At 66.2% G+C, this 13,954-nt stretch carries 14 protein-coding genes; 9 read left to right on the top strand and 5 right to left on the bottom strand.

Annotated elements, in window-relative coordinates; translation table 11 throughout:
- Positions 1-35: 35 nt before the first annotated feature.
- From OKW52_RS06610 to coxB, 5 genes are all read right to left on the bottom strand, one after another.
- A complete protein-coding gene (locus tag OKW52_RS06610; protein WP_264505018.1) occupies positions 36-839 on the bottom strand; it encodes a cytochrome c oxidase subunit 3 in 804 nt (267 codons plus the stop codon).
- Between the two features lie 78 nt (positions 840-917).
- Positions 918-1,490, bottom strand: coding sequence for a cytochrome c oxidase assembly protein (locus tag OKW52_RS06605; protein WP_264505017.1), 573 nt, complete (start codon positions 1,488-1,490; stop codon positions 918-920).
- Positions 1,487-1,690 (bottom strand): hypothetical protein, encoded by a 204-nt coding sequence (locus OKW52_RS06600; RefSeq protein ID WP_264505016.1) that lies wholly within the window; start codon positions 1,688-1,690, stop codon positions 1,487-1,489. The genes OKW52_RS06605 and OKW52_RS06600 overlap by 4 nt, the downstream gene beginning before the upstream one ends.
- Positions 1,681-2,652, bottom strand: coding sequence for a heme o synthase (gene cyoE / locus OKW52_RS06595; protein WP_264505015.1), 972 nt, complete (start codon positions 2,650-2,652; stop codon positions 1,681-1,683). Before cyoE ends, OKW52_RS06600 begins: the two co-directional genes overlap by 10 nt.
- 66 nt (positions 2,653-2,718) lie before the next feature.
- Entirely contained in the window at positions 2,719-3,603 is an 885-nt protein-coding gene (gene coxB, locus OKW52_RS06590) for a cytochrome c oxidase subunit II (protein ID WP_406622192.1), read from the bottom strand.
- A 215-nt stretch (positions 3,604-3,818) separates the two neighbouring features.
- Between coxB and tldD the strand changes: the two genes are divergently transcribed.
- The 9 genes from tldD (at position 3,819) to cynS (ending at position 13,891) form a co-directional block, all read left to right on the top strand.
- Complete coding sequence (gene tldD, locus OKW52_RS06585) at positions 3,819-5,261, top strand: metalloprotease TldD (protein WP_264505014.1); 1,443 nt, start codon at positions 3,819-3,821, stop codon at positions 5,259-5,261.
- An 82-nt stretch (positions 5,262-5,343) separates the two neighbouring features.
- Entirely contained in the window at positions 5,344-6,567 is a 1,224-nt protein-coding gene (locus OKW52_RS06580) for a glycosyltransferase family 87 protein (RefSeq protein WP_264505013.1), read from the top strand.
- Positions 6,568-6,571: 4 nt separating this feature from the next.
- Positions 6,572-7,330, top strand: coding sequence for a glycerophosphodiester phosphodiesterase (locus OKW52_RS06575; protein ID WP_264505012.1), 759 nt, complete (start codon positions 6,572-6,574; stop codon positions 7,328-7,330).
- Positions 7,330-8,415: a CaiB/BaiF CoA transferase family protein gene (locus tag OKW52_RS06570; protein WP_264505011.1), complete on the top strand. Its 1,086-nt coding sequence runs from the start codon at positions 7,330-7,332 to the stop codon at positions 8,413-8,415. Before OKW52_RS06575 ends, OKW52_RS06570 begins: the two co-directional genes overlap by 1 nt.
- Positions 8,412-9,785, top strand: a complete 1,374-nt coding sequence (locus OKW52_RS06565; RefSeq protein WP_264505010.1) for an NAD(P)/FAD-dependent oxidoreductase — start codon at positions 8,412-8,414, stop codon at positions 9,783-9,785. Before OKW52_RS06570 ends, OKW52_RS06565 begins: the two co-directional genes overlap by 4 nt.
- A gap of 80 nt (positions 9,786-9,865) precedes the next feature.
- Positions 9,866-10,318: an RrF2 family transcriptional regulator gene (locus OKW52_RS06560; RefSeq protein ID WP_264505009.1), complete on the top strand. Its 453-nt coding sequence runs from the start codon at positions 9,866-9,868 to the stop codon at positions 10,316-10,318.
- A gap of 556 nt (positions 10,319-10,874) precedes the next feature.
- Positions 10,875-11,645 carry a formate/nitrite transporter family protein gene (locus OKW52_RS06555; RefSeq protein WP_264505008.1) on the top strand — a complete coding sequence of 257 codons (771 nt, stop codon included), beginning with the start codon at positions 10,875-10,877 and terminating at the stop codon, positions 11,643-11,645.
- A 56-nt stretch (positions 11,646-11,701) separates the two neighbouring features.
- Positions 11,702-13,435 (top strand): bifunctional protein-serine/threonine kinase/phosphatase, encoded by a 1,734-nt coding sequence (locus tag OKW52_RS06550; protein WP_264505007.1) that lies wholly within the window; start codon positions 11,702-11,704, stop codon positions 13,433-13,435.
- A 12-nt stretch (positions 13,436-13,447) separates the two neighbouring features.
- On the top strand, positions 13,448-13,891 hold the full coding sequence (gene cynS, locus OKW52_RS06545) for a cyanase (RefSeq protein WP_264505006.1): 444 nt from the start codon (positions 13,448-13,450) through the stop codon (positions 13,889-13,891).
- Positions 13,892-13,954 lie beyond the last annotated feature (63 nt).

The raw sequence follows: 13,954 nt of genomic DNA, 5'->3' as shown, positions 1-13,954 counted from the left end.
GCCCCCCGTTAAGCGTTCAGCAAGATGCGCTGGTGTCAGCCTTGGCCCCAGACATAGATGGCGGCGAACAGGAACAGCCAGACCACGTCCACGAAGTGCCAGTACCACGCAGCGGCTTCAAAGCCGACGTGACGTTCGGGCGTGAAGTGCCCGGCACGGACGCGCAGGTAGCAGATGAACAGGAAGATCGTGCCGATGACCACGTGGAAACCGTGGAAGCCGGTCGCCATGAAGAAGTTGGCGCCATAGATGTTCCCGGCAAAGCCAAAGCCCGCGTGGCTGTACTCGTAGGCCTGCAGCACGGTGAAGATCATACCCAGCACGACCGAGATGATCAGGCCGGTTTTCACGTCCTTGCGGTTGTTTTCATGCACCAGGGCGTGGTGTGCCCAGGTCGCCGCGCAGCCCGACAGCAGCAGGATCAGCGTGTTGATCAGCGGCAGGTGCCAGGGGTCGAACGTGGTGATGCCGACGGGCGGCCAGGGACCGTCGACGGCAGGCGACAGCGGGCCCATCGGGTACATCGCGTGTTTGAAGAAGCTCCAGAACCATGCCGCGAAGAACATGACTTCGGACATGATGAACAGGATGAAGCCATAGCGCAGGCCGATCACGACGACCGGCGTGTGGTCGCCTGACTGGCTTTCCGTCACCACGTCCGACCACCAGGCGAACATGATGTAGAGCACACCAACCAGGCCGATCAGGAAGATCCACGGCCCGGAGCCGTGCATCCACAGGATCGCGCCGGTCAGCATGGCGAAGGCCGAGACGGCACCGAGGAAGGGCCAGATCGACGGCGGAAGGATGTGGTAATCGTGGTTCTTTGCGTGGGCCATGTGGATTCCCTCAGACGTTCCCGTTTCTTGCCGCTGGCGCGGTCCTGCGTTCGTCGCACCCTCCCCGGGTGCGGTCAGTCAGTTCGTAGCGACCGGCGCTGCGCTTTCGGGCAGCTCGGCCGGATGGAAAGTATAGCTTAGCGTAATCGTGTTGATATCGCGCGCATCCATATCGTTGACCAGATCGGGGTCAACGTAGAAGGTCACGGGCATCTGCACCCGCTCGCCGGGCTGCAAGACCTGCATGGTGAAGCAAAAGCAGGCAATCTTGGTGAAATAGCCACCCGCCGCGTAGGGCGTGACGTTGTAGCTGGCCGTCCCCGCCACAACGTGATCGGTCGGGTTATACGCCTCGTAGAAGGCGATGCCGGTTTCGCCGATGCGAAGGGTCATGGTGCGCTCAACCGGGCGGAATTCCCACGGGAAGCCCCGTTCGACCGAGGCATCAAAGCGGATGTTGATCGTCTGGTCGAGGATCTCGTCCGAGGCAGCCTCGGACACCTGCGTGGTGCCGCCAAAGCCGGTCACGCGGCAAAACAGGTTGTACAGCGGCACCGCAGCCCAGGCGAGCGAGGCCATGACAACCACAACGCAGACCGACGCCGCTGCCGTGCGGCTTTTGCCATCAAGTCCTGCCCACCAGTTTCTCATTCGCTGGCTCCCGTGCGGCGCAAGGTCGGGTCGGATTCAGGCTGGTACACGTGGTCATAGCCCTGCATCGGCTCGCCGCGCTGCACCTTGGCAATGCTCAGGCCGAAAACCAGCAGGACAAACGCCATCAGCGTCAGCCCGACACCCAGATTGCGGCCCCGGCGGCGCTGGTGCAGCTCGTGTTCTTGGTTCAGCGCCATGTCAGTGACTCCCAGCCCAATGTGGTCGACAATGCGTTGGCCCAAGGCGTTGCTTCGACCAGAAACGCCGCGAAATGCAAGAACAGATAGGCCAGCGACAGCGCAAAGAAGCGCTTTTCAACGGCGTACGAGTCCGCCTCGGCCACCTCTTCGCGGCGGCGCCAGATGCGAACCGCGCCCAACAGGAAAAGCGCGTTCAGCACCAGGGAGACAGCGAAATAGATCGGTCCGCCGATCGCGGTAAAGGCGGCGCCCAAAGCGACGGGGGCCAGCAGGATCGTGTAGACCAGAATATGCGTGCGCGTCGATTTGCGGCCGTGGGTCACGGTCAGCATCGGCACCTTGGCCTTTTCGTAGTCGCTGTTGATGAACAGCGCCATGGCCCAGAAATGCGGCGGGGTCCACATGAAGATCAGCGCGAACATCAGCACCGCTTCCAGACCCACGTGCCCAGTCGCCGCGACCCAGCCGATCATCGGAGGGAACGCGCCAGCCGCACCGCCGATGACGATGTTCTGCGGCGTCGAGCGCTTCAGCCACATCGTGTACACAACGGCATAGAAGAAGATGGTAAAGGCCAGCAGACCGGCGGCCAGCAGATTGGTCGCAAGGCCGAGCATCACCACCGACAGCCCCGACAGCGCCAGCCCCAGACCCAGTGCCTCGCCCGGCTCGACCGCGCCCGACGGGACCGGGCGTTTGGCCGTGCGGCGCATGACGCGGTCGATGTCGGCGTCCCACCACATGTTCAGCGCGCCCGAGGCCCCGGCCCCCAGCGCGATGAAGATGATCGCCGCCAGCGCTTCGATCGGGTGCAGCGGTACGGGAGCGACGAACAGGCCGACCATCGCCGTGAACACCACCAGCGACATGACGCGCGGTTTGAGCAGCTGGACATAGTCGTTGAAACCGGCGTCGCCGGTTCCGCCCTGCCCTGAGATCTCTGCGCGCATGTCTGTCATGGTATCCTCAAAATAGGTCAGGCGCCGCGTGGGTCAGTGCCCTCACGCGGCGCCCGCTTGGTCAGATCAGTTCGAGGCCAGCTCGACCGCAGGGGTGTAACCCGGCGCGGCAGCGAGGTTGGTCGCGCCCTGCTCTTGCAGCCAGGCGATATATTCCTCTTCGGTCACAGCGTGGACCGTGATCGGCATGTAGGCGTGCTCTTGACCGCACAGCTCGGAACATTGGCCGAAATAGATCCCCGGCTCGTCAACGTTGAACCAGGCTTCGGCCAGACGGCCCGGGACGCCATCCTGCTTGATGCCGAAGGCCGGCATTGCCCACGAATGGATCACGTCACCGCCGGTGACCTGCAGCACAACGTTGCGGTTGATCGGCACGACAACCTGCGTGTCGGTGGCCAGCAGGTAGTGGCGCTGCTCGTAGCCTGCGGCTTCAAGCTCGTCGCGCTCAAGACGGTAGCTGGAGAATTCGACACCGTGATCGACGTATTCATAGCCCCAGAACCACTGATAGCCGGTGACTTTGATGGTCACGTCAGCCTCAGGCATGATCTGGTCCTTGAACAGCGCCGGTACGCTGAACGCACCGATGAAGATCAGAATGAAGATAGGCAGGATCGTCCACGCCACTTCCAGCGGCGAGTTATGCGTAAAACGCGAGGGCGTCGGGTTGGCGCGACGGTTGTAGCGGATGACCACCCAGACCATCAGCAGCGTAACGAACACCGAGATCGCGATGATAATATAGAGAAGCATGTGGTCGATGGCGTGGCTGGTCACCGAGACCGGCGAATGCGCTTCTTGCAGCGCGATGCCGCCGGCATGCGGTTCGCCGATAAAGTTCAGCTCCTGCGCCAGTGCTTGACCGGCCACCGTCATCGACAGCGCCGCACCGCCCACAAGACCGCCCAGGCCGGCAGCACGACGGGTGAGGTCCTTGAAAAGATGCATTGTATGTTCCCGTTTTACGCGGCCCTTCGACCGTCATTCTCCGCCGCCCCGCCACAGAGCGTCCGATCAACCTTGACCGGCCTCACGAAATCGGGGGCGGTTTCCCTCTCACCTAAAATCATATTAGCATCGTCAGAACAAGCCAAACCAATGCGTCAGGTTGCCGCCATTTGACCTGTGTCAAAGACATGCTGCACTGCCGCGAAAGGAACCCGATGCCCGCGCCCGCCCAATCCCTGCCCGAGGCCAGCCGTTTTCGGCCCTTTGAGACCCTTCTTGACCGCGACTCGGCGCTTGCCGTCCTGCGCGAGGCCGTCGCCGGCGCCGGCGACGGCGAGTTGTTCCTTGAGCGTCGCCGCTCCGAATCACTCGTTCTGGACGATGGCCGCATCCGTAACGCCACCTATGACGCCGCGGAGGGATTCGGCCTGCGCGCGGTGCGCGGTGATGTCGCAGGCTACGCCCATTCGACCCAAGTGACCGAGTCCGCCCTGCGCCGCGCCGCAGCGACGGCCCGGCTGGCCGTGGGTGCCGGCGGTGGCACGCTGGCCGAGGCGCCGGTCGGCACCAACCGTCACCTGTATGGCGATTTCGACCCGATCACCGATGCCAGCTTTGCCGCCAAGCTTGAAACCCTGCGCGCCATCGACGATTTCGTCCGCGCTCTGGACGGCCGCGTCGTGCAGGTGACGGCCAGCCTTGCGGCATCGCTGCAAGAGGTCGCGATCCTGCGCCCCGAAGGCGGGCTGACCACCGACATCCGACCCATGGCACGGATCTCGATTGCGGTGATCGTCGAACGCGACGGACGGCGCGAATCGGGCCATTACGGCGGCGGAGGCCGGATCGGCCTGCACGGGCTGATGGAAGCCGACCACTGGCGGCCCATCGCCCGCGAGGCGCTGCGCGTCGCGCTGGTCAATCTCGACGCCGTCCCCGCCCCTGCCGGGATGATGGATGTGGTGCTTGGGCCCGGCTGGCCCGGCATCCTGCTGCACGAGGCTGTCGGTCATGGGCTGGAAGGCGATTTCAACCGCAAGAAGACCTCGGCCTTTGCCGGGCTGATGGGCCAGCAGGTCGCCTCGAGGGGCGTGACGGTCCTTGATGACGGCACGATCCCCGACCGGCGCGGTTCGATCACCGTGGATGACGAGGGCACGCCATCAGCCAGGAACGTGCTGATCGAGGACGGTGTGCTGGTCGGCTACATGCAGGACCGCCAGAACGCCCGGCTGATGGGCGTGTCCGCCACCGGCAACGGCCGACGCGAAAGCTATGCCCACGCCCCGATGCCGCGGATGACCAACACCTATATGCTGGGCGGCACCGACGATCCGGCGGATCTGGTGTCCGGCATGAAGGACGGCATCTGGGCCGTGGGCTTTGGCGGCGGTCAGGTGGATATCACGAGCGGAAAGTTCGTGTTCTCGTGCACCGAGGCTTACCGCGTGCGCAACGGCCAGATCGGCGAGCCGGTGCAGGGCGCAACGCTGATCGGCGACGGGCCCACCTCGCTGCGCAATGTGCGCGGCATCGGCAACGACATGGCGCTAGATCCCGGCATCGGCAATTGCGGCAAGGCCGGGCAATGGGTGCCGGTGGGCGTGGGGCAACCGTCGCTGCTGATCGGCGGATTGACGGTGGGCGGGGTCGCCTGACCCCGCTCCCCGCGTTGCGCCCCTGCGCGGTCAGGGTTAGGCTCTGCCACAAACCCGGATAAACCGGGCACAGGGGCATGGCATGACAGCATCGCAAGACATTGCGCCACAGACCGCACCGCCATCGCGGCTGTTGCGCAACCGCGTTCTGGCGCTTGTGCTGATCGGTTTCTTTTATCTGGCGATCTATCTGGCCGCCCAGATGCGACCGACCCTTGGCGCAGGCAATTCGCTGGTCGATTTCGACGCGTTCTACATCGTCGGGCAATTGATCGCCGACGGGCGCGCGGCACAGGCCTATGATCCTGCGGTGATGGCGGAAATCCAGTCGGCGCTGCTGGGGCACAACAGCTTCATGCCCTGGACCTACCCGCCGATGTTCGATCTGGTCGTCGCGCCGCTGCCCCTGCTGCCGCGCGGCATCGCCTATGCGCTGTTCACCGGCGTGACGCTGGCCTTCTATCTGGCCATGATCGCGCGCCTGTCGGGAACGGCGTTTCTGGCTGTGCTCCTGACGATGACCCCGCTCATCTACATCAATGTGAACGTCGGCCAGAACGCCTTTCTGACCGGTGGGCTGGTGGCGGTGTTTGTGGCCCTCAGCCTGCGGGGCAAGACCTTGGCAGGCTTGCCGCTGGGGCTGATGGTCATCAAGCCACATCTGGCGGTCGGACTGGGTGTGCATGCGCTCATCGCCGGGCGCTGGCGGGTTCTTGTGGTGGCCTGCACCGTCGCGCTTGCCTTCGCGGCTCTGGCCACGCTGGCCTTTGGCCCCGATATCTGGACCGCCTTCCGCAGCGGAGTCGCGGCGGCAAGCCACGCCCTGTCCACCGATTTCTACCCGTTGTTCCTGATGACCTCGGTCTATGCGCTGCTGCATTCGCTGGGAATGCCGCCGCAGATCGCGCTGTGGGTGCAGATCGGCATCGGCCTGACCGCCTGCGCGCTGATCGCGCTGGCGGTGCGCGCGCGCCTGCCGTTGCACCTGACACTGGCCATCGCCTGTTTTGGCTCGGCCTTGGTCAGCCCCTATCTTTACGCCTATGACATGACGATTGCCGGGGTCGGGCTGGCCCTGATCGCCCGCGACCTGCTGGCTCGGGCCACGACGGTTGAGAAGACCCTGTTGCTGGTGCTGGTCTGGCTGGCCTGTGGCTGGGGGCTGGTTCACGCGCATATCATGGCCGGGATGCCGTGGGAGCAGCGCACAGCCGTCGCCCGCGATCTGATCTCTTACGGCGCGGTTGCCTATCTGCTGGTGCTGGCCCTGACCGCGCGCATCCTGCGCCGCCCTGTTGAGGCCTGAGCCGATGTCCCCCCATGGTTATCTTGCGCATGCGCGCCCCGTTCCCATCGCCCATCGCGGCGGCTCGCTTGAGGCCGAGGAAAACACCCTCCCCGCCTTTGCCCGCGCCGTGGCGATGGGCTATCGCCATGTCGAAACCGATGTCCACCTGACCCGCGACGGCGAAGTGGTCATTCACCACGACCCGACGCTGGCCCGCATGACCGGCGATCCCCGCGCGATTGCCTCGATGAGCTGGGCCGAACTGTCGCGCGTGCGCACGCCCGGCGGGGCCTCGATCCCCCGGTTGAGCGATCTGCTGGAAGAGCATCCCGGGCTTTTGGTGAATATCGAGGCCAAATCCGACGCGGTCATCGACCCGCTGGCCAGCCTGCTTCAGCGTTCGGGCGCGATGACGCGCTGCGGCGCAGCCAGCTTTGCCGGCGCGCGTACCAACCGGCTGCGCGCGCAACTGGGAAAACCGCTGTGCTGGTCGCCCTCGTATCGCGGGGTGTTCGGGCTGTGGCTGGGCGGCTGGGGATTGCCGTTGCCGCGCGCCGACTTCCCGGTGGTGCAGGTGCCGCTAAAATATCGCGGCATCGACATCGTGACGCGGCGCTTTGTGCGCGCCGCACACAAGCGGGGTGTGCAGGTGCAGGTCTGGACGGTCAATGACGCCGCCGAGATGCGCAGGCTGCTGGATCTGGGGGTGGACGGCATCATGACGGACCGTCCCTCGGTGCTGAAAGACGTGCTGATCGCGCGCGGTGAATGGAGGGACTGATGCTGGAAGGGATACGGATCGTCGAGATCGAGGGGCTTGGCCCCGGCCCGTTTGCCGCGATGATGCTGGCCGATCTGGGGGCCGAGGTCATCTGCGTGCAGCGCCCCGGAGCCGCGCCCTTGCCCGGCGCGCCTGCGACCTCGTTGCTGGATCGCGGCAAGAAGACCATCGCGCTGGACCTGAAATCCGATGCGGACCGCGCGATCCTGCAAGCCCTGATCCGCCGCGCCGACGCCCTGATCGAAGGCTTTCGCCCCGGCGTGATGGAGCGCCTTGGCCTTGGTCCGGCCGAGTGTCACGGCTGGAACCCGCGGCTGGTGTACGGGCGCATGACGGGCTGGGGGCAGGACGGCCCCCGCGCGCTGGAGGCCGGGCATGACCTGAACTACATCGCACTGTCGGGGGCGCTCTGGTACGCCTCGCTTCCCGGCCAGCCGCCGGTCACCCCGCCGACGCTGGTCGGCGATATCGGCGGCGGGGCGCTCTATCTGGTCAGCGGGATACTGGCCGCGCTGATCCATGCAGGACGCAGCGGCATGGGCACGGTGGTGGACGCGGCGATCGTCGACGGCTCGGCGCATATGATGTCCCTGATCATGCTGATGCAGGCGGGCGGGCGCTTTCAGGCCCAGCGCGGCGCGTCGATGCTGGACGGCCCGCACTGGTCGCGCAGCTACGTCTGTGCAGATGGCGGGTTTGTCTCGGTCCAATGCCTTGAGCCGCAGTTCTACGCCCGGTTTCTGTCGCTTTTGTCCCTGTCCGACGACCCTGCCTTCGCCCGCCAGACCGATCCTGCCAGCTGGCCTGCGGCCACCGAACGGCTTGCCGCACTCTTCGCCACACAGCCCCGCGATCACTGGACGGCGCTGTTTGCCGGCTCGGATGCCTGCGTCGCGCCGGTGCTGACCCCGGCCGAGGCCGCGTCGGATCCGCATCTGGCGGCGCGCGGCACCTGGACCGACGCGGGCGGCGTGCTGCAACCGCGCCCGGCACCGCGGTTTGACGGTATCGCGCGCGACCCCGGCCCGGCCCCGGCGCGCGACCAGCACCGCGCGGAAATCCTGAAGACGCTGGGGATGGCATGACGACGCTGGGCAAGCTGTCGTTCTGGTACGCCGATATCGGCCTGCCGACCGAGCGCCGCGCCCCCCTACCCGGCGACAGTGACTGCGACGTGGCGATCATCGGCGCGGGCTATACCGGGCTTTGGGCTGCCTATTACCTCAAGCAGCAAGACCCCGGCCTGCGCGTTACGGTGCTGGAAAAGCACTTCGCGGGTTACGGCGCGTCTGGCCGCAACGGTGGCTGGCTGTCGGGCGGCTTCGCGTGGAACCAAGAGCGCTACGCGCAAACCAGCAGCCCCGAGGCCGTGCGCCGCATGGTCGAGGCGATGATGGGCACCGTGGACGAGGTGATCCGCGTGGCCGAGCATGAGGGCATCGACGCCGACATCCGCCGTTGCGACGAGCTGATGGTTGCGACCAACCCCGCCCAGCTGGAGCGCCTGCGCGCCGAGGCGGCGCACAAGGCGCGCTGGGGCGAAGGCGAGCGGGTGTTTGAACTGGACGCCGAGGCAACGCGCGCCCGCATCAATATCCCGGGCGCGCTGGGGGCGATGGGGATCAGCGGCGTCGCCCGCATCCAGCCCGCCAAACTGGTGCGCGGGCTGGCGCAGGCGGTTGAGCGGCTGGGCGTGACGATCCATGAAGCGACCGAGGTGACGGGCATCGCCAAAGGCGCGGTCTCCACCACCCGTGGCACCGTCCGCGCGCCGATCCTCCTGCGCTGCACCGAAGGCTTCACGGCGACCCTGCCCGGACTGAGCCGCGAATGGCTGCCGATGAACTCGGCGCAGATCGTCACCGAGCCGCTCTCGCCCGAGATCTGGGCGCAGATCGGCTGGGACGGGCACGAGATCCTCGGCGATTTCGACCACACGTATTGCTACTGCCAGCGCACCCGCGAGGGGCGCATCACCGTGGGCGCGCGCGGCATACCGTACCGTTTCGGCTCGGCCATTGACCGCGACGGCACGCCCGATGCCGAAACCGTACGCCGCCTGACCGCGATCCTGCACCGCCATTTCCCGGCGGCGCGGCAGGCCAGGATCGACCACGCATGGTGCGGCGTGCTGGGCGTGCCGCGCGACTGGTGCGCGACGGTGGGTCTGGGCGGCGACGGGATCGGCTGGGCTGGCGGTTATGTGGGCGTTGGCGTGTCCACCTCGAACCTTGCCGGGCGCACGCTGGCGGCGCTGGCGCTGGGATCGGGCGGGTCGCTGACCACCCTGCCCTGGGTCAACCGCCGACCGAAAGCCTGGGAGCCCGAGCCGCTGCGCTGGCTGGGCGTGCGGGCGATGTACCGGCTCTACACCATGGCCGACCGGGCCGAGGCCGCAGGCAGCCCGCCGTCGCGCCTTGCCGCGTTGGGCAACCGGCTGACCGGACGCGGGTAAGCGCGCGGCGTGACAACGCTTGCCTGCCCGCCTTGCGCCCCGCATGGTAGCTTTGGCCCGTAGTATCGAGTTGATCACTGATGAATCTGTCAAAGTTCACGGACTATTCGCTGCGCGTTTGCCTGTATCTGGCGGCTCATCACGAGCGTGTGGTGCCGATCTCGGAACTGGCCCGGTCGCACAGGGTCCCGCAAAGCAGCGTGATGAAAGTGGTGAACCGGCTGGTCGACGGCGGTTTTCTCAGCAGTACGCGCGGGCGCGCGGGTGGTGTACGCCTGTCGCAACCCGCTACGGCAACCAGCGTCGGGGCGATCGTGCGGCACATGCAGGGCGATACACAGCTCGTGGATTGCTCGACCTGCATCCTCAAGGGCTCGTGCGGACTGGTCGGCGCGTTGCGGCATGCAAAAGAGACGTTTTACCAGATGCTGGACCAGACAACGCTGACGGATGTGCTGGCATCGCATTCCCGCACCCTGCCGATCCTGCTGGACGCAAGCGCCACCGCCCGTGGGGACGCCGCCGAGGCTTGACCACCCCCTGCGATTCGCCGCAGGCGCGACGCGCGCCACGGATGCTTCTGTTTTCAACGCGCCAAGGAACCGGGCAGCCAGTGCCATGCACGCTGTGAGGGCGCTGAAAGCTTGGGCGCACTGCGTCGCGCCGCGCCCGTTTGCCCGCAAAACCCCCGACCGTGCCGCGCCGGGCCTTGCCTGAGAACGCTGGCCGCGACAGCATCACCAAAGGCGCAGATCACGCGCCATGGGACCGCAAGGGCGCGGTCCGCGCTTATCGCCCCACCGGGGCACGCAGCAACGGCGCTGCATCTTTCCAACACGACGGCTCCACTCCGGGGCCTTGGCAAAGATGGATCGCCCGATGCCTCTGTTTTCCGACACCTCCCACCCAACCATCCAAAGCTGTGGGGCGCGGCCGCGGTCTGCGCGTGGTTCGCCTCGGTGTTTCCCCCTGCAATCGTGGTTCTGACGGACCGCCGACATTCTCAATAAAGGGACCCCTGCATGTCATATGTACAACCTGCTGAATTCGCGACGAAGATGATCGACGCGGGCGAGATCCAAGATCTTCATGTCGACCAAGGACACCCTGATCCGCTCGTATATGGCGGGCGCTATCCTTGCGCTGGCGGCAGCCTTCGCCGTGACCATCGCGGTGAACACCGGCAACTTCCTTGTGGCCTCGCTGCTGTTCCCGGTCGGGTTCTGCATGCTGTATCTGCTGGGCTTTGATCTGCTGACCGGCGTCTTCACGCTGGCCCCGCTGGCGGTGATCGCCAAGCGTCCCGGCGCCACCTGGAGCGGTGTGCTGCGCAACTGGGGGCTGGTGTTTGTCGGCAACTTCGGCGGCGCGCTGACGGTGGCGTTCTTCATGGCGGTCATCTTTACCATGGGCTTCACGACCGAACCCAACGACGTCGGCGTGCGCATCGGCCATATCGGTGAAGGCCGCACGCTGGGCTATGCCGAAGCCGGCTTCGGCGGCATGCTGACCCTCTTCATTCGCGCGGTGATGTGCAACTGGATGGTCTCGACCGGCGTGGTCGGGGCGATGATGTCGACCTCGGTCTCGGGCAAGATCATGGCGATGTGGATGCCGATTCTGGTGTTCTTCTACCTTGGGTTCGAGCACTCGATCGTCAACATGTTCCTGTTCCCCTCGGGCATCATGCTGGGCGGGCAATTCACCTGGGCAGACTACTTTTTGTATAACGAGATCCCCACGGTGATCGGCAATCTCGTCGGCGGCCTGACCTTTGTCGGCGCGATGATCTATTCCACCCATTACAAGACCTCGCCCAAGCGCAACGCGCGCAGCAGCGTCGGCGTCCCGGCCGAATGAGCGCGGCTGCCCCGGCCCCAGATCGGGCCGGGGCTTTCACGACAGGGATCACCGGCATGCCCAAGGACACCACCAGCCCTGCCCTTGCCCTGTCGCTGGGACAGGCATCCTCGGCGGGGGTGAAGCCGGTCAATCAGGATTTCCACGGCGCGCTGATCCCCTCGGGGCCGGTTCTGGCCCTCAAAGGTGCGGTGATCGCGCTGGCGGACGGGATTTCGACCTCGGCCCATGGCGCGGCGGCGGCGCAGACCGCGGTCAGCGCGCTGATGAGCGACTATTACGCGACGCCCGACAGCTGGACCGTGCGCACCGCCGCCAGCCGGGTGATTGACGCGACCAACGCCTGGCTTCACGCCCAAAGCGGCTATGCCGGCGCAAGCGACGCGGATCACGGCTATGTCTGCACGCTGGCCTGCCTCATCCTGAAAGCCCGCAGCGCGCATCTGTTTCATGTCGGGGACAGCCGGATCTGGCGCCTGGCAGGCGGCTCGCTCGAGCCGCTGACGCAGGATCACCGGCTGGCGTTGGGCCGCGAGACCGTCCTGTCGCGCGCCTTGGGGGCGCAGGACCGGGTCGAGATCGACCACCGGGTCGAGGCGCTGCGCGTCGGCGACATCTATGTGCTGACCACCGACGGGGTGCATGATCATTGGGACGCGCGTCAGGTTGCCAGATTGCTGGCTGTGGCTGACGATCTCGACGCCATCGCCCGGCAGATCATCGACGCCGCGCTCAACGCAGGCAGCGCGGACAATCTGACCGTCCAGATCCTGCGCATCGACGCGCTGCCCCCCGGTGACGCGACCGGACTGGAACCCAGCCCGCTGCCAATCCCGACCTTGCCGCCCAACGGCGGAAGGATCGACGGCTACACCATCCTGCGCAGCCTGCACGGCAATCACCGCTCGCACCTGTTTCTGGCCCTCGCCCCGGATGGCCACAAGGTCGCGCTGAAAATCCCGGCCAGCGAGATGCGCGATGACCCGGACGCCCTGCGCCGTTTCGCGATGGAGGAATGGATCGCGCGCCGGCTGTCCTCGCCCCATCTGATGAGCGCGCCCGAGGATCTGTCCCCGCGCAGCGCGTTTTACGCGGTGACTGATTACATCGACGGCCAGACCCTGCGGCAATGGATGACCGACCATCCGCGACCGCAGATCGAACAGGTCCGCGACATTGTGGAGCAAGTGATCAAAGGCCTGCGCGCCCTGCACCGGCGCGAGATGCTGCATCAGGATCTGCGCCCGGAAAACATCATGATCGACACCAACGGCACGGTGAAACTGATCGACTTTGGCGCGGCCTATGTGGCGGGGGTGCAGGAAGCCGCCCCGGCGCGCGGCGAGGACGGCATTCTGGGCACCTTCCAATACACCGCGCCCGAGTATTTCGCCAACGAGCCGGTCAGCTGGCGCGCCGATCTCTATGCGCTGGGGGTGATCACCTACGAGATGCTCACCGGCGTGCTGCCCTACGGCACGCAGGTCGCCAAGGTGCGCAGCCCGCGCGACCGGCGGCGGCTGCGCTATCGCTCGGCCAGAACGGACAAGAATCCGCTGCCCGACTGGCTGGATGCCGCGCTGGCCCGCGCCGTGCATCCCGACCCGGCGCGCCGGCCCGAGGCGCTGTCCGCCTTCGCCGCCGAGCTGCGCGCGCCCTCGTTGACCTACCGCGCCCGCACCAAACCGCCGCTGATCGAGCGCCACCCCGAGCGGTTCTGGAAAACCACCTCGGCCCTGCTGGCGCTGGCCTGCGCGGCGCTGCTGTTAACCCTGCTCAACACCCCCTGAAGGAGCCCTGCGATGATGACCAAAGACGATGTTGCCCTGCTGATCCTGACCGCCAAGAAAGCCGCTGGCCTGACCTGGACCGGCATCGCCGAGACGCTCGGCCTGTCGCCGGTGTTCACCCACTCCGCCTGCGTCGGCATGAACGCCTTTCCGCAGGCCAAGGCCGAGGCTTTGGTTGCCCTGCTGGGATTGCCGGACGAGGCGGTCGGGGTGCTGGCGCAAAGTCCCGACAAGGTCTTTGCCCAGACGGTGCCCACTGATCCCTGCATCTATCGGTTTTACGAGATTGTCGGTGTTTACGGCCCGACCCTGAAGGCGCTGATCCATGAGGAATTCGGCGACGGGATCATGTCGGCGATCGATTTCGAGATGTCGGTGACACGGCAGGCCCATCCCAAGGGCGACCGCGTCAAGGTCGAGATGTCGGGCAAGTATCTGCAGTATAACGTCTGGTAAGACCGCCCGCGGCGCGCCGGTGCCCGAGTCCCGGGGGTTTTCCACCCCCGGACCCCCCGGAGG

The sequence above is a fragment of the Pararhodobacter zhoushanensis genome (assembly GCF_025949695.1).
GTDB lineage: Bacteria > Pseudomonadota > Alphaproteobacteria > Rhodobacterales > Rhodobacteraceae > Pararhodobacter > Pararhodobacter zhoushanensis_A.
Note: the sequence above shows the minus strand (reverse complement) of the source record. Positions and strands in the feature narration are given on the sequence as shown.